Here is a 15,832-nt window from a genome sequence, read left to right on the forward strand (position 1 = left end):
TGGACAGTGAGGTCGGGCCAGGCCGGCCGACGGCAGACAGGTGACGACACGACCGCTATCGTTCAGTGCACCAACTAATTCGACCTCGGGGAGTGCGCATGGCCGCGGTGGACCTCACCACCCACCCCGGGCACCTGGCCCGGCGGCTGCAGCAGGCCCATTACCTGCTGTGGAACACCATGGTCTCGGAGGAGATCACCTCGCCGCAGTTCGCGGTCCTCAACGCGCTCGCCGACGAGCCGGGCCTGGACCAGCGCACGGTGGGGGAGCGGGTGGGCCTGGACCGTTCCACGATCGCCGAGGTGATCAGCCGGCTCGGCAGGCGTGGGCTGGTGGACAAGGTGCGCGATCCGCAGGACGGCCGGCGTTTCCTGCTGCGGCTGACCGGCGACGGCGAGCGCACCCACCGCAAGCTGACCGTGCGCACCGCCCGTATGAACCAGGTCTTCCTGGCCCCGCTGTCCGCCGCCGAGCAGACGGTCTTCTTCGACCTCATCCAGCGGGTCGCGGACGCGGCCGAGGGGCTCCGCAACCCGGCGGAACCCCTCCTGGCGCAGGGGTGAACGTCGAGAGCGGTCAGGAAGCCTTGACGAACACGACCCACACCTGGCCGCTCGCGAAGTTCACCGGCTTGCCGTCGCCCGTCGTGAAGTCGGTGCCGTCGGCGGCCTTCTCGCGCTTCCAGTCGGCCTGGTAGACCTTCCCGTCCCGCAGCACCTCCGCCTTCCCGGAGCCCACCGTCTCGGTGTACGGGGTGTTGTTGCCGAGGAAGTCCCGGAAACCGGACTTGCGGATCCTCACGTGCTGGACGACGACGGTCGCCGGGGCGACGGGCTGCCCGTCGGTCGTCACCGTGGGCGTCCCGTCCATCGAGACCAGCCAGCGGTGGCGGTCGGCCGACCAGCGGAAGGTGAACCGGGCGGAGGGGTAGGCGACCGTGGCGGAGGTGTCGGCCCGGCCTCCGGCGGGCGCGGCGCCGTAGCGGAAACCGTTGGTGAGCGCACTCGCGCCCGGGGCGGAGCGCATCAGGCGGGCGGGGCGCAGATAGAGGTTGTGCGGTGCGGGTCTGCCGGTGCCGCGGAAGTAGGCGTCGGTGGCCTTGTCGGGCGGCTCCGCCTTGAGCGGTGCCTTGTCGATCAGCGGGAGCAGTTTGTGCTGGGCGCCGGAGAAGGCGAGCGTCGGATCGTCGTACTGGCCGAGCAGTTCCAGGTCCGACTCGCGGGCGCTGCGCACCGGCCCGACGACCTTGGGCAGCTTGCGCGCGTACACCGCCATCAGCCGGCTCAGTCCGCCCTCGACCTGCTCGACGTACACGACGTCCGCGTCGCGCAGACCCGTATGGGGCCGGGCGGGGCCGGAGTTGTCGATCTTCACGGCGAGCACCGAACCGGTGTGGGCGGACGGGGTCGCGGAAGCCGTCGGCGGCTTCAGCCGACCGCGACCGCCGTCGGCCGGACCGTGTCCGCCCGTGCAGCCCCCGGCCAGCACCGCCGTTCCCGCGGCCAGCAGTGCCACGCCCAGCGAGGTGCGTCTCTTGCGCACCATTCGTCCCATGCTCACCGTTGGCCCCCGTCTCTTGTCAACGATTATGCGCTTATAAGTTCATCGATGGCCATACCCGATCGAATCTGATTGGGCGCGTCGAATAAGGCCGAATGGCCCTGAACAACCGGCATCACTTTCGTGCGCGCTTCGGCGGGAGGCGCCCGGGTACCCGGGCGGGACTGCTGCACCGGACTCACCGACGCGATGGAGGGAGCGCCACGCGATGAAGGCTGTGACCTGGCAGGGCAAGCGGGACGTACGGGTGGAGAGCGTGCCCGATCCGAAGATCCAGGAGCCGACCGACGCGATCATCCGCATCACGTCCACCGGGCTGTGCGGCTCCGACCTGCACCTGTACGAGGTGCTCACCCCGTTCATGACACCGGGCGACATCCTCGGACACGAACCCATGGGCATCGTCGAGGAGGTCGGGGCGGGCGTGCCGGACCTCGCGGTGGGCGACCGCGTGGTGGTGCCGTTCCAGATCGCCTGCGGCAACTGCTGGATGTGTCTGACCGGGCTGCCCACGCAGTGCGAGACCACGCAGGTCACCAGCGAGGGCATGGGCGCCGCCCTGTTCGGCTACACCCGCCTGTACGGCGCCGTCCCGGGCGCACAGGCCGAGTACCTGCGGGTCCCACAGGCCCAGTTCGGGCCGATCAAGGTCCCCGAGGGCCCGCCCGACGACCGCTTCGTGTACCTCTCGGACGTGCTGCCCACCGCCTGGCAGGCCGTCGAGTACGCGGGCGTCCCGAAGGGCGGCAGCGTCGCCGTGCTCGGCCTCGGCCCGATCGGTGACATGGCCTGCCGGATCGCCATGGCGCGCGGCGCCGGGCGGGTGTTCGGCGTGGACCTGGTGGGCGAGCGGCTGCGCAGGGCGCGGGCGCGGGGCGTGGAGACGTACAACCTCAAGAGCTTCGACAACGAGAAGGAACTGGTCGAGGCGATCCGCGACGAGACCGACGGGCGGGGCCCCGACGCCGTCATCGACGCCGTCGGCACCGAGGCGCACGGCAGCGCGGCGGCCAAACTGGCCCAGCAGGCCTCGGCAATGCTGCCGCGCAAGATCAGCGGGCCCTTCGCCGAGCGGTTCAGCATCGACCGGCTGGCCGCCCTCCACACCGCGATCGAGCTGGTGCGCCGTGGCGGCACGATCTCGCTGAGCGGTGTCTACGGCGGGATGGCCGATCCGATGCCCATGCTCACCATGTTCGACAAGCAGATCCAGCTCCGCATGGGGCAGGCCAACGTACGCCGCTGGAGCGACGAGATCATCCCGTACCTGACCGACGAGGACCCGCTCGGCGTCGACGACTTCGCCACCCACCGGCTGCCGCTCAGCGACGCGCCGCGCGCGTACGAGACCTTCCAGAAGAAGCGGGACGGCATGGTGAAGGTGCTGATGCAGCCCTGACGTGAGTGGGGTCAGCCGAGGATCTCGCCGAGGTCGTAGCGGACCGGCTCCTCGAGCTGCGCGTACGTGCAGCTCTCGGGGGTCCGGTCCGGGCGCCAGCGGCGGAAACGGGCCGTGTGCCGGAAGCGCGCCCCGTTCTCCATGTGGTCGTAGGCCACCTCGGCCACCCGCTCCGGGCTGAGCGGCACCCAGGACAGGTCCTTCTTGCCCGACCAGCGGCTCGGCGCGCCGGGCAGCCGTGCCGTCTCGTGCGCCGCCTCCTCCGACCAGGCCGCCCAGGGGTGCCCCGAGACGTCCGCCATCCTGAGCGGCTCCAGCTCCTCGACCAGCTCCGCGCGCCGCTTCATCGGGAAGGCGGCCGACACGCCCACGTGTTGCAGCCGGCCCCGGTCGTCGTACAGGCCGAGCAGCAGCGAGCCCACGACGGGCCCGCTCTTGTGGAGGCGGTAGCCCGCCACGACGACGTCCGCCGTCCGCTCGTGCTTGATCTTGAACATGGCACGCTCGTCCTGGCGGTAGCGCCCCGTGAGCGGCTTGGCGATGACACCGTCCAGGCCCGCCCCCTCGTACTGCTCGAACCAGCCCTGCGCCACCTCCAGGTCGGTCGTCGCCGGCGCGAGGTGTACCGGCGCGGTCACCTGGGACAACGCCCGCTCCAGCAGCGCCCGCCGGTCGGTGAGCGGCACGTCCAGCAGCGACTCGTCCGCCAGGGCCAGCAGGTCGAAGGCCACGAAGGAGGACGGGGTCCGCTCGGCGAGCGTCCGCACCCGCGAGTCCGCCGGGTGGATGCGCTCGGTGAGCGCGTCGAAGTCGAGGTGCCCGTCCCGGGCGATCACGATCTCGCCGTCGAGGACGCAACGGTCGGGCACCCGCTCCCCGAGCGCGCTCACCAGCTCGGGGAAGTACCTGGTCAGCGGCTTGCCGGTCCGGCTGCCCAGCTCGACCTCGTCCCCGTCGCGGAACACGATGGCCCGGAAGCCGTCCCACTTCGCCTCGTACTGCATGCCCGGCGGGATCTTCGCCACCGACTTGGCGAGCATCGGCTTCACGGGCGGCATCACCGGGAGATCCATGCCCCCGATTCTGCTCGCATACGTCGCTTGTCGCCCGGTATGCGGTGTTTACGGGGTATGCCTACCGTGTCCGTATGGGTGAAGCGATGGAACTGGAAGCGGGCGGCCGTACGGTCCGGTTGTCCAGCCCGGACAAGGTCTTCTTCCCGGAGCGCGGGTTCACCAAGCTGGACCTCGCCCGGTACTACATCGCCGTGGGCCCCGGCATCCTGCGCGCCCTGCGGGACCGGCCCACCACGCTGGAGCGCTACCCGGAAGGCGTCACCGGCGAGTCGTTCTTCCAGAAGCGGGCGCCCAAGAACATGCCCGACTGGATCCCGACCGCCCACATCACCTTCCCCAGCGGCCGCAGCGCCGACGAGATGTGCCCCACGGAGGAGGCCGCCGTCCTGTGGGCGGCCCAGTTCGGCACCCTCACCTTCCACCCATGGCCGGTGCGCCGCGACGACGTCGACCGCCCCGACGAACTGCGCATCGACCTCGACCCGCAGCCCGGCACCGACTACGACGACGCCGTGCACGCCGCCCACGAACTGCGTGCCGTCCTCGACGAGTTCGGTGGCCTCAAGGGCTTCCCGAAGACCTCCGGCGGACGCGGCCTGCACGTCTTCGTGCCGATCGAACCGCGCTGGACCTTCACCCAGGTGCGGCGCGCCGCCATCGCCGTGGGCCGCGAGATGGAGCGCAGGATGCCGGACCGCGTGACCATCAAGTGGTGGAAGGAGGAGCGCGGCGAGCGCATCTTCGTCGACTACAACCAGACGGCCCGCGACCGCACCATCGCCTCCGCCTACTCCGTACGGCCCCGCCCGCACGCCCCCGTCTCGGCGCCTCTGCGCTGGGAGGAGGTCGGGGTCGCGCATCCGCAGGACTTCGACATCGCCACCATGCCCGCGCGGTTCGCCGAACTCGGCGACGTCCACGCGGACATGGACGACCACCGCTACTCCCTGGAGGCCCTGCTCGAACTGGCCCGCCGCGACGAACACGACCACGGTCTGGGCGATCTGCCGTACCCGCCCGAGTACCCCAAGATGCCGGGGGAGCCCAGACGGGTCCAGCCGAGCCGGGCCCGCAAGGACCTCTCCTGACCACTGCGAAGACGGTTCACTCGGTGAACGGTTCCTCCAGGACGTGGATCAGCCGCCACGGTCCCATCTCGCCGTCGCGCGCCGATCCTCGGTCGGCCGTCGCCCGCGCGCAAGCGGCTTTCGCGGAGCGAGAGCGCTCTCACGTCGGTGGTCGCCCCGGGCTATCCTGATCCGCACCCGCCGACGAGGAGCCACGAGTGACCGACACCGCACCACGCCCCACGCTGGAGGCCGTGGCCGCCCGGGCGGGCGTGTCGCGGGCCACCGTCTCACGGGTGGTCAACGGCGGGGACGGCGTGCGCGAAGCGCTCGTCGACCGGGTGCGGCAGGCCGTGGAGGAACTCGGGTACGTGCCGAACCAGGCCGCCCGCAGCCTGGTCACCCGGCGTCATGACGCCGTCGCCGTGGTCATCGCCGAACCGGAGACCCGGGTCTTCGCCGACCCCTTCTTCGCCCTCCAGCTGCGCGGCATCAGCAAGGAGCTGACGGCCCACGACAACCAGCTCGTGCTGCTCCTCACCGAGGGCCGCGACGACCACGTCCGCGTCGGCCGCTACCTCGCCGGCGGCCACGTCGACGGCGCGCTCGTCTTCTCGCTGCACCTCGACGACCCGCTGCCGGGGCTGATCCAGCATGCCGGGGTGCCGACCGTGTTCGGCGGCCGGCCCGGCTGGAGCGAGAGCGGCGGCGACGCCGTGTACGTCGACAGCGACAACCGGGGCGGCGCCCGCGAGGCCGTACGGCACCTGGTCGGCCTCGGCCGCTCCCGCGTCGCGCACATCACCGGCCCCCTGGACCAGACGTCCGCCGCCGACCGGCTCGAAGGCTTTCGTGACGTCATGCCCGACGCGGACCCGCGGCTGGTCGAGGAGAGCGACTTCACGCCGGCCGGCGGCGAGCGGGCGATGCGCGAGCTGCTGGACCGGCGCCCCGACGTGGACGCGGTCTTCGCCGCGAACGACCTCACCGCCGCCGGTGCCCTGCGGGTGCTGCGCGAGCGTGGACGGCGGGTGCCCGAGGACGTGGCCGTGATCGGCTTCGACGACATGCTGCCCGTCGCCGAGCAGACCGACCCGCCCCTGACGACGGTCCGTCAGGACATCGAAGGAATGGGCCGGTTGATGGCACGCCTGTTGCTGGACCGGCTCGGACACCGCACCGACGAGGGCGCCGAGGGCGCGCCGTCCAGCGTGGTGCTGCCCACCACCCTGGTGCGACGGGCCTCGGCGTGACGCTCCCCGGCGCCTCCCTCACGCCTGTGCCGGCTCGCTCCTGATGACGGCGAAGCGGGCGCCGTACGGGTCGGCGAGCCTCGCCACGGTGCCCACGCCCTCGATCCGGGTGGCCGGCATCCGCACCGTCCCGCCCAGCTCCCGCGCCCGGTCCACCGTGGCCTCCGCGTCGGCGACCTCGAAGTACGGAAGCCAGTAGGGGCTGTCCTCGGAAGGGTCGTCGGCGACCGAGACGATGCCGCCGAACATGGCGTCCTCACCGCCCTCGGCGGGGTTCACGCACGTGTACGTACCACCGGGGAAGGGCACCGCGGAGGTCTCCAGGCCGAGGGTCTCGTGGTAGAACCAGGCCGCCGCGGCCATGTCCGGGGTGTACAGCTCCACCCAGGACAGCGCGCCCACCTCGTTCGCCAGGTCGACGCCCTTGGTCCGGCCGGGCTGCCAGATGCCGAAGGGCACGCCCGCCTTGTCCCCGAGGATCGCCATGCGGCCCTCGCCCATCACGTCCATGGGCTGCATGAACACGCTGCCGTGGGCCTGCTCGGCGGCCTTGGCGGTGGCGTCGGCGTCGGAGGAGCGGAAGTAGACGGTCCAGGAAGGCGGGCCCTGCTCGGGCCCGGTCTGCATGGCGCCGGCCACCGTCTTCCCGTCCAGCTGGAAGAAGCCGTAGCCGCCGGCGTCCGGTCCCGCCGACTCGAACCGCCAGCCGAAGAGCCCGCCGTAGAAGGAGATGGCGCCCTCGATGTCGGACGTGCCGACGTCGATCCAGTTCGGAGCGCCGTTGACGAAACGGGTGGTGAGCATGTCGCCCTCCTCGCAGGGGTCCCGTTCTGTGCACTGCCGAGTCTTGCACCGCCCACTGACAATCGCCGCCGGAACGGATCACGCCGCATTCCGCGCGCCGCCGTGCGCCACGGTGGGCGGGCGCGTCACCATCAGGTGGCCGGGGGCCGTGAACGACGGCGTTGATCGGGCGTTGAGCGAACGTTTTTCGCCGCCCGGCACGATCACGCCCATGCACATCGACTCCATCACCCCGGACGACCTCACCTGGCAGGCCCAGGCCCTGTGCGCGCAGACCGGGGCCGACTTCTTCTTCCCCGAGCCCGGCAGTTCGGTGCGCGAGGCCAAGCGCATCTGCGCCCTGTGCGAGATGCGGCCCGCGTGCCTGGAGTACGCGCTGCGCAACGACGAGCGCTTCGGGGTCTGGGGCGGGTTGTCGGAGAAGGAGCGGCTGGAGCTCAGGCGCACCCGGTACTGAGCGAAAATCCGCCCGCCGCACGTGCGTGGGCGGGCACAATCCCCCGCATGGTCCGCCTCACCCCGCAGCAGCAGACCGAGAGCCTGCTCAGCGCCCTCGATCCGCTCGCCCACCCGCACCGCATGCGGGAACTCGCCGTGCGCGTCCGGATGACGACACCCCTGCGACCGCTTCTGGAGGAACTCGAGGCGCGGGGCACCTACGGCCGGCAGCTCGCCGTCGTCGCCGCGTCCGTCGGGCGCGACGCCGACTGGATCGCCGCGCGGATCGCCGACCCGGACTCCTTCGTACGCGGTCACGCGCTGCGGGTCGCCGACAGCCTGGGCGTTCCCGACAGCGCCTTCGAGGCGGGACTCGCCGACGCCTGCGAGACCGTGCGCCGGGACCTGCTGCGCGCGGTGGTCGCCTCAAGGCGCACCGCGCTCGCCGACCGCCTCGTCGACACGCTCCGCGCGGACTGGGGCGACACCGAGGCGGCCCGCCTGCTGCCCGGCTGCACGGCCGGCACGGTCGAGCGGCTGCTGCCCGGGCTCCTGCACGCCGTCGGCGCGTGGACGGCACTGGTGCGACGGCACCCGGCGATCCTGCTCGACGCGCTGGAGGAACAGCTGACCGCGCTGCCGCCGGCACTGCGCGAGACCTGGTGGACGCGCTACGACCGCGCGGTGGCCGCCGTCAGTCCGACCGCGCCGCTGCGGGTGCTCGGGCTGCTGGAACGGCTGGGTCCCGCCCGTCTGCCGTACGAACTCCGCGCCCAGGTATGGAGGTTCGCGGCCGTGGACCCGGGCCTGGTGTTGCGGCTGCTGCTCACACCCGCCTGGGCCGACGTGGTCGGCGTTCACGCGATGAGCCCGGCCGCCCTGCGTCGCCTCGCCCGCTCCGGACGGCCCGAACTCGTCGACTACGGCCGCTCGTTGGCGCCGTACGGCGCCCTGCCGACCCTGCTGGCGGCACTCCCGCCCGGCGGCAGGCAGGCGCTGTTCGCCGCCGTCGGCGAAGGGCGCGGCGGCTCCGACATCATCGATGCCACCGTCCTGGACGTCCTGACGCGCCGTCACGCCGCCGATGTGGCCCGCGAGTCCGCGGCCCGGGCCCGCGAGCGGGGGGCCCGGTGGAGTGCGGTGCTGCTCGCCGAGTCCTATCTGCCCGTCGCCGAGGTGCGCGAGCGGCTGCTCGCGGCGACCCGGCGTCCGGCCGCCGAGGACCGGGCCGAGGCCTGGCCGCTGCTGATCCGCAACGCCGCGCGCTGGGGCGACCCGGCCGCCGTCACCGCCGTACTGCGGGACATGGAGCGGCTGCGCAACGAACAGGACCCGGTCCGCTCGGCCGCGCTGCGCGCCCTCGCCGACACCCGGGCGGCCCTGTTCACCGAGGACGCGGCGCCCCACCTGGACCGGATCGCCGGTGACGCCGTCGAGGCCCGCGACTCCTCGCCGGAGACCCGGCGGCGGCTGAGTGAGCTCGCCGTGGCCGTGCTGCGCGAGCACGCGGCGGGCGGCTCCAGGGAACTGGTGAACTGGGCGCTGCGCACCCTGGTCCGGATCTCCGGCCACACCGGCGGCGCCGACCTCGGGCTCCTCGACCGCACGCTGCGGCGCGGCCAGGAGCACCAGGTGTTCGACGCGCTGCGGCCGTGGATCGAGGCGGGCGCCGAGAAGGCCGACTACGGCCTGGCCTTCGCCCTCGCCCGGGGCGTGGGCCGTCGCGCGGCCGGCATGACCGAGCTGCAGGAACTGCTGTGGCAGGCCGTCCGGTACGGCGGCGACTCCACCGTGCGCACGGCCGTCGACCTGTGGCTGGACCCGCCCGCCGCGCGCGACGAGCGGGTGGCGCGCCTCCTCACCCACGAGCCGTCGGCGGCCGCGCTGCCCGCCGTGTGGCGCACCGTCGTCCGGCGCCGCACCGACCTGCTGGACGGCCTGCTCGCCGAGACCCCGCCGCACGGGCGCTTCCTGACCAAGGGCACCCCGTGGACCGTACCGGCGACCGTGGAGGTACGACGCTGGGTGCCGCGTCAACAGGCTGCCCTGCTACGGCAGTTGGCCACCCTGGCGGGAGACGCCGCCCTGCCCGTGCACCAGCGGGCGCAGGCGGTGGCCCGGGCGGCGTACGTTCCGGACGGCGGTGCCGGTCTCGTCCGCCGCTGGATGGCGTCGTCCGACGTCGTCCTGGCGGAGGCGGCACTCGCCGCGCTGTCCCGCACCGACCGCCCCGCCGACACCCTGCCCGAGCTGCTGGCCCACGCCGGCACGGAACGGGCCCGGGTCGCGGTCTACGCGGCCACGCGCGCGAGTCGTCACGCACCGCCGTCGCGCCTGGCAGCGCAGCTCACGGACGTGATCACCGCCCCGGACGCCAAGGTGACCAGCCGCAAGGAGGCCGTCCGGCTCGCCGCCGCCAGACTGCCGGTGCCGTCGGCCGCGCGCCTGGTCGCCGAGACCTACGCGCGCTCCGGCACCCACGCCGACGTGCGGGCGGCCTGTGTCGCCTGCACCGGGGGACTGCTGGCCCATGAGGAGATCTGGGCACTGCTGCGGGACGCAGCGGGCGCCGAACCGGTGCTGCGCGCCGCCGTGCTGCGGGTCACACCGTTCGCCCTGCCCGAACCCCAGCGGGAGCGGTACGCCGCCCTGGTGCGCGAGGTCAGCGGCACGGACGACCCGGAGACCGCGGACCTCGCCTTCGAGGCCCTGGCCCGCTGGACCGCGTGGTCCCCCGAGGCGCCCGCGGTGCTGGCCCGGGCCGTGACGGACCTGTCGGAGCGCGCCAACTGGCACGCCGCCGCCCGGGGCCTGGTCACGGCAGCGTCGGCGAGCCCTGAGGGCGCCCTCGGGCTGCGCGAGGCGCTGCGGACCCTGGCCGAGACCCCGGCCGACGCCGAGCCCGACGCCGAGGAGGGGCGCGACCGGCCCGCCCGCCGGCGCATCGCGTTTCTCGCCGCGTGCCTCGGGGACGGCGCCCGGTCCGCTCCGGCGGCCCTGCGCCCCGCCGCCCGCGCCGCGAGCGAGGTGCTGGGGGAGTACGACGCCCACGTCCCGCAGGCCGCCGCCCTCGCCGTCGCTCACCTGGACCTGGCCGTCGTACCGCCCGGCCTGAACAGGCTGGCGGCCGTCGTGGGCACCGGGCGGCCCGTGCTCGCCGGGCGGATCGCCCACACGCTGCGGCTGCGCCTGCAGCACCAGGAGAAGCAGGTCGACGCCGAGGAGCTGCTCGCGGAGGCGGTACGGCTGACCGGACACGGCGGTCACACCGAGGGGCTGCTCGCCCTCGCCGTCGTCCAGGCGCTCGGCAACCGCGCCGACTGGCCGGCGCCCTGGCGCGAGCGGCTGCGGGCACTGCGCCGCCACCCCCGCGCCGACGTAAGGGACGCGGCGCTGGAGGAGACGACGGCGTACGAGTGAGCGGACGGCCTCGGTCGGCCGTCCGCTCTGCGCAGGATTGATCCCCTGGAGCCGGGGGTGGCCTCAGCCGGCCGCCCGCGCCGCCATCCGGGCCTTGCGGGTCGCGAGCTTCTCGTCGAACTTCAGGGCCTCCGCGTCGAGGCCGCCCATGAACAGGCCGAGTTCCTCCTGGGCCTGGACGCCCTCCGGGCCGAGGCCGTCGATCTCCAGGACCTTCAGGTGGCGCAGGACCGGCTGGAGGACGTCGTCGTGGTGGATGCGCAGGTTGTAGACCTCGCCTATCGCCATCTGCGCCGCCGCCCGCTCGAAGCCGGGGATGCCGTGGCCGGGCATGCGGAAGTTGACGACGACGTCCCGCACGGCCTGCATCGTCAGGTCCGGGGCGAGCTCGAAGGCGGCCTTCAGCAGGTTGCGGTAGAAGACCATGTGCAGGTTCTCGTCGGTCGCGATGCGGGCCAGCATGCGGTCGCAGACCGGGTCGCCGGACTGGTGGCCGGTATTGCGGTGCGAGATGCGGGTCGCGAGCTCCTGGAAGGCGACGTAGGCCACCGAGTGCAGCATCGAGTGGCGGTTGTCCGACTCGAAGCCCTCGCTCATGTGCGCCATCCGGAACTGCTCCAGCTTGTCCGGGTCCACCGCGCGCGAGGCGAGCAGGTAGTCGCGCATCACGATGCCGTGTCGGCCCTCCTCGGCGGTCCAGCGGTGCACCCAGGTGCCCCAGGCGCCGTCGCGGCCGAAGAGCGAGGCGATCTCGTGGTGGTAGCTGGGCAGGTTGTCCTCGGTGAGGAGGTTCACCACGAGCGCGATGCGGCCGATCTCGGTGACCTTCGACTGCTCCTTGTCCCAGGCCTCGCCGTCCTCGAAGAGGCCGGGGAAGTTACGGGCGTCGGACCACGGCACGTACTCGTGCGGCATCCAGTCCTTGGCGACCTGCAGATGCCGGTTGAGTTCGGTCTCGACCACTTCCTCCAGCGCGTACAGCAGCCGGGCGTCGGTCCAGACGGCGGGGCTGCCGAGGGAAGGGGAAGTGATCGTCACGGGAACTCCAGGGGGACGCACGACAGAAGCGGAACCGACCGGCGAGCGGTGCCGGGAACCTACGCAATCGTAGGCTACGAATCCGTAGGTTACGATGCCGTAGGTTAAGGGCGCTGTAAAGATCCCTGATCAGGCACCCTGCCGCAGGCGTCCGAGGGCATGTCAAAAAGCCCCACGACCCGCAGGTCCCGGGACCGAAGGGGTGAGTCGCTCACCCGTCAGGCGTACAAGTCGCGCATGCGGACCGAGAGGCACGTCACACACCCCTCGAGCTTCTCGAACTCGCTGATGTCGACCACGACGGGCTCGAAACCGAGATCGGCGAGCAGGTCCGCCGTCTTCGGCGCGCTCGCCGCCATCAGCAGCTTGTCCCCGCCGAGCAGCACCACGTGCGCGCCGGACTCCTCCGGCACCGACAGGAAACGCGGGAAGAGCGCGGGCCGGTCGACCTTCGGGATGTGCCCGACGACGGTCCCGTCGGGCAGCGCGGTGACCGCCGACTTCAGGTGCAGTACCCGGCTGACCGGCACCGCCACGACCCGCGCCCCCAGCGGCTCGAAGGCGGCCCGCAGCTGCTGCACGCCGGCCGCGTTGGTGCGCCCGCCCCGGCCGACGTAGATCGTGTCGTCGACCTTCAGCACGTCCCCGCCGTCCAGCGTGCCCGGCTCCCAGATCCAGTTCACCGAGCAGCCCAGCCGGGCGACGGCCTCCTCCACGCCGGCCGTCTCCTCCCGGCGCGACTCGGCGCCGGAGCGCGCGATCAGCGCGACGTTCTTGTACATGACGACGGTGTCCTCGACGAACACCGAGTCCGGGCAGTCGTCGGCCGGGTCGACCTCGATCGTCTCCCAGCCGTGCTCTCTCAGGGCCTCGACGTAGGCCTCCCACTGCTCGCCCGCGAGATCGGCGTCGACCTTCTCCCGCTCGATGTGCGTCACCAGACCATCGGCGAGGCGCGGGCTGGGGCGGCGGACGAGGGCCTTCTTGCTGGGCACGAGGGGCCTTTCGCATCGGAGGGGCGGGGGACCGGGCACCCGTGGTGTGCGGGGGCCCGGTCCGCCATCATGCAGCGCGGACCGGCGAGGGCAAAACCCTCGTTGCCGGGCTGTGCCCCTCCTGAGATGCGCTACCCGACCTCCTCCGGCGCCGTCTCCCGCAGCTCGCCGTCGAGCAGCAGCCATCTCGTGATGCCGATCGACTCCAGGAACGGCAGGTCGTGGCTGGCCACGATCAGCGCCCCCTCGTACGACTCCAGGGCGCTCGTCAGCTGTCGCACGCTCGCCATGTCGAGGTTGTTCGTCGGCTCGTCGAGCATGAGCAGCTGCGGCGCCGGCTCGGCCAGCATCAGCGCGGCCAGCGCCGCCCGGAAGCGCTCGCCGCCGGACAGGGTCGCCGCCTTCTGGTCGGCGCGGGCGCCCCGGAACAGGAAGCGGGCCAGCCGCGCCCGGATCCCGTTGTTGGTGGCGCCCGGCGCGAACCGGGCCACGTTCTCGGCGACGGAGAGCTCGTCGTCGAGCACGTCCAGGCGCTGCGGCAGGAAACGCAGCGGCACGTGCACCTGTGCCTCGCCCGACACCGGCGCCAGCTCCCCGGCGATCGTCCGCAGCAGCGTCGTCTTGCCCGCGCCGTTGCGCCCGATGAGCGCGACCCGCTCGGGACCGTGCAGGTCGAGCCCGCCGGCCACCCGCGCGCCGTACGCGAGCTCCAGCTCCCGCAGGGTGAGCACGCCGCGGCCCGGCGGTACGGCGGTGTACGGCAGGTCGACGCGGATCTCGTCGTCGTCCCGTACGGCCTCCACCGCGTCGTCGAGCCGTTCCCTCGCCTCGGTGAGCCGCTCCTCGTGCAGGAGCCGGTGCTTCCCCGCGGACACCTGGGCCGCGCGCTTGCGCGCCCCCATGACGATCTTCGGCTCGCGCTTCTGGTCCCACATCTTCTGGCCGTACCGCTTGCGCCGGGCCAACTTGACCTGAGCGTCCACCAGTTCGCGTTTCTGCTTGCGCAGATCGGACTCGGCGACGCGCACCATCCGCTCGGCCGCCTCCTGTTCGACGGCGAGCGCCTCCTCGTAGGCGGAGAAGTTGCCGCCGAACCAGGTGACCTCGCCGGAGCGCAGGTCCGCGATCTGGTCGACGAGTTCCAGCAGTTCACGGTCGTGGCTGACCACGACCATGACGCCCGGCCAGGACTCGACGGCCGCGTACAGCCGCCGGCGCGCGTACAGGTCGAGGTTGTTCGTCGGCTCGTCCAGGAGCAGTACGTCCGGGCGGCGCAGCAGCAGCGCGGCCAGCCGCAGCAGCACCGACTCGCCGCCGGAGACCTCGCCGATGGTGCGGTCCAGCCCGATGTGGCCGAGCCCGAGTTCACCGAGGGTGGCGAGGGCGCGCTCCTCCACGTCCCAGTCGTCGCCGAGGGTCTCGAAGTGCTCCTCGGTCAGCTCGCCCGCCTCGATGGCGTGCAGCGCGGCCCGCCGTTCGGCGATGCCGAGCGCCTCGTCGACGCGCAGGCGCGTGTCGAGCGTGACGTTCTGCGGGAGGTGTCCGATCTCGCCCGCGACGCGTACGACGCCTTCGGCCGGGGCGAGTTCGCCGGCGACGAGCTTCAACAGGGTCGACTTGCCGGACCCGTTGACGCCGACGAGTCCGGTCCTGCCCGGACCGAAGGCGACGTCGAGTCCCTCGAAGACGGACGTGCCGTCCGGCCAGGAGAAGGACAGGGAAGTGCAGGTGATGGAAGTAGACATACGGGGCCTCCGCGATTGCGTGGTGCGGTCAGGGGCAAACGCGTATCGAGACACCGGCGACCCGGAGGCGGGACCCGAGGAGAAGAGGAGGGCACGAAGAAGGCCCTGCTGCGTCGGGACGGCTCGAACACCGAGGTCGCACGCTGCGCACACACCTCTCGGGTGTGACGCGGTGTCTCATGACCTCAGAGGAGCAACGTCCTTCTCCGATCGACGACAACAGAACCGCCATACACCGTACGAGCGGGGTTCGGGGCTGTCAACGAATTAACGTGAGCCCCGACCTCGCCGCACCAAGGAGACCTCGTGCCCCACGGTTCGCTCCCCCTCCCGGCCAAGCTCTGCCTGCTGACCTGGGACACTCCCGGCGGCGAGGCCATGGCCGCCGCGCACGTGGTGCGGGCCGGCGCCCTCACCGAGCTGGTCCTGCGCGGCCTGCTCACCGACGACGACGGCATCGCCACGCCCGTGGACCTGGACTCCCTCGCCGGGGACGCCGTGCTCGACGGCCTCCTGGAACTGGTCCGCGAGTCCCGGCCGCACCGCTGGCGGACCTGGGTGACGCTGCACGCGCGCGTGACGTTCGACGCGGCACGCGAGCAGCTGACTGCCGAGGGATGCCTGCGGGCGGAGAAGAAACGGGTCCTCGGCGTTTTCCCGAGCGTGGAACACGTACTGGACGACACGGCCCTCGTGGAGGCCCTGCGTGAGGAGGCCCGGCGGGTCCTCGGGGAACGGCTGCCCGAGGTCTCCGGCCGGCAGGCCGCGTTCGCCGCCCTCGCGGCCGCCGCGAACCCGCCCGCGCTGTTCCCGGACGGCGGCCGCGGACACCACGAGGACCGCGTCGAGGAACTGATCGCGCTCAGCGGGGCACGGGTGGTGCTCAGCGAACTGTGCGCCACCCTGTCGACCCCGGGCCGAGCCCTCACGTAGAGGCCACCCCCACCGCGACCGGCTTCCGCAGCCGGAGGGTGGGTATCCCGCGGCCCTTACGTGGCTGCTCGGTTTCGGTCGGTCGTCCTCGCGGCCCTCGGGTC

General features: G+C 72.6%; 14 protein-coding genes. 7 read left to right on the plus strand and 7 right to left on the minus strand.

Annotated features, from left to right (window positions below):
• Nucleotides 1-98 precede the first annotated feature (98 nt).
• Nucleotides 99-563: a MarR family winged helix-turn-helix transcriptional regulator gene (locus FBY22_RS10725; RefSeq protein ID WP_142144462.1), complete on the plus strand. Its 465-nt coding sequence runs from the start codon at nucleotides 99-101 to the stop codon at nucleotides 561-563.
• Nucleotides 564-576: 13 nt separating this feature from the next.
• Here FBY22_RS10725 and FBY22_RS10730 read toward each other — a convergent pair whose 3' ends face one another.
• Nucleotides 577-1,554: a DUF3048 domain-containing protein gene (locus FBY22_RS10730; protein WP_142147521.1), complete on the minus strand. Its 978-nt coding sequence runs from the start codon at nucleotides 1,552-1,554 to the stop codon at nucleotides 577-579.
• 214 nt (nucleotides 1,555-1,768) lie between these two features.
• Between FBY22_RS10730 and FBY22_RS10735 the strand changes: the two genes are divergently transcribed.
• A complete protein-coding gene (locus tag FBY22_RS10735) occupies nucleotides 1,769-2,959 on the plus strand; it encodes a zinc-dependent alcohol dehydrogenase (RefSeq protein ID WP_142144464.1) in 1,191 nt (396 codons plus the stop codon).
• An 11-nt stretch (nucleotides 2,960-2,970) separates the two neighbouring features.
• On the opposite strand, the gene FBY22_RS10740 is transcribed toward FBY22_RS10735, so the two are convergent.
• Nucleotides 2,971-4,032 carry an ATP-dependent DNA ligase gene (locus FBY22_RS10740; protein ID WP_142144466.1) on the minus strand — a complete coding sequence of 354 codons (1,062 nt, stop codon included), beginning with the start codon at nucleotides 4,030-4,032 and terminating at the stop codon, nucleotides 2,971-2,973.
• 74 nt (nucleotides 4,033-4,106) lie between these two features.
• Here FBY22_RS10740 and ligD point away from each other — a divergent pair, with 74 nt between their 5' ends.
• Together ligD and FBY22_RS10750 are read left to right on the plus strand one after the other, a co-directional pair.
• On the plus strand, nucleotides 4,107-5,123 hold the full coding sequence (gene ligD, locus FBY22_RS10745) for a non-homologous end-joining DNA ligase (RefSeq protein WP_142144468.1): 1,017 nt from the start codon (nucleotides 4,107-4,109) through the stop codon (nucleotides 5,121-5,123).
• Nucleotides 5,124-5,320: 197 nt separating this feature from the next.
• The gene (locus FBY22_RS10750) at nucleotides 5,321-6,355 is read left to right on the plus strand and encodes a LacI family DNA-binding transcriptional regulator (protein WP_142144470.1); all 1,035 of its coding nucleotides are present in this window, start codon (nucleotides 5,321-5,323) and stop codon (nucleotides 6,353-6,355) included.
• 18 nt (nucleotides 6,356-6,373) lie between these two features.
• Here the strand turns inward: FBY22_RS10750 and FBY22_RS10755 are convergent, their stop codons facing one another.
• Both FBY22_RS10755 and FBY22_RS44795 read right to left on the minus strand, forming a co-directional pair.
• Nucleotides 6,374-7,159: a VOC family protein gene (locus FBY22_RS10755; protein WP_142144471.1), complete on the minus strand. Its 786-nt coding sequence runs from the start codon at nucleotides 7,157-7,159 to the stop codon at nucleotides 6,374-6,376.
• A gap of 78 nt (nucleotides 7,160-7,237) precedes the next feature.
• Nucleotides 7,238-7,372, minus strand: a complete 135-nt coding sequence (locus FBY22_RS44795; protein WP_260844786.1) for a hypothetical protein — start codon at nucleotides 7,370-7,372, stop codon at nucleotides 7,238-7,240.
• Between FBY22_RS44795 and FBY22_RS10760 the strand changes: the two genes are divergently transcribed.
• Together FBY22_RS10760 and FBY22_RS10765 are read left to right on the plus strand one after the other, a co-directional pair.
• Nucleotides 7,371-7,616: a WhiB family transcriptional regulator gene (locus FBY22_RS10760; protein ID WP_174267121.1), complete on the plus strand. Its 246-nt coding sequence runs from the start codon at nucleotides 7,371-7,373 to the stop codon at nucleotides 7,614-7,616. The two genes, FBY22_RS44795 and FBY22_RS10760, sit on opposite strands and share 2 nt — an antisense overlap.
• A 47-nt stretch (nucleotides 7,617-7,663) precedes the next feature.
• Nucleotides 7,664-11,017, plus strand: coding sequence for a hypothetical protein (locus tag FBY22_RS10765; RefSeq protein WP_142144473.1), 3,354 nt, complete (start codon nucleotides 7,664-7,666; stop codon nucleotides 11,015-11,017).
• Nucleotides 11,018-11,080: 63 nt separating this feature from the next.
• Here FBY22_RS10765 and FBY22_RS10770 read toward each other — a convergent pair whose 3' ends face one another.
• The 3 genes from FBY22_RS10770 to FBY22_RS10780 form a co-directional block, all read right to left on the minus strand.
• Nucleotides 11,081-12,055 (minus strand): acyl-ACP desaturase, encoded by a 975-nt coding sequence (locus FBY22_RS10770; RefSeq protein WP_142144475.1) that lies wholly within the window; start codon nucleotides 12,053-12,055, stop codon nucleotides 11,081-11,083.
• A 218-nt stretch (nucleotides 12,056-12,273) separates the two neighbouring features.
• On the minus strand, nucleotides 12,274-13,050 hold the full coding sequence (ddaH, locus tag FBY22_RS10775) for a dimethylargininase (RefSeq protein WP_142144477.1): 777 nt from the start codon (nucleotides 13,048-13,050) through the stop codon (nucleotides 12,274-12,276).
• Between the two features lie 131 nt (nucleotides 13,051-13,181).
• On the minus strand, nucleotides 13,182-14,795 hold the full coding sequence (locus FBY22_RS10780; RefSeq protein ID WP_142144479.1) for an ABC-F family ATP-binding cassette domain-containing protein: 1,614 nt from the start codon (nucleotides 14,793-14,795) through the stop codon (nucleotides 13,182-13,184).
• A gap of 306 nt (nucleotides 14,796-15,101) precedes the next feature.
• Between FBY22_RS10780 and FBY22_RS10785 the strand changes: the two genes are divergently transcribed.
• The gene (locus tag FBY22_RS10785) at nucleotides 15,102-15,728 is read left to right on the plus strand and encodes a GPP34 family phosphoprotein (RefSeq protein ID WP_142144481.1); all 627 of its coding nucleotides are present in this window, start codon (nucleotides 15,102-15,104) and stop codon (nucleotides 15,726-15,728) included.
• Nucleotides 15,729-15,832 lie beyond the last annotated feature (104 nt).

Source organism: Streptomyces sp. SLBN-31, assembly GCF_006715395.1.
GTDB lineage: Bacteria > Actinomycetota > Actinomycetes > Streptomycetales > Streptomycetaceae > Streptomyces.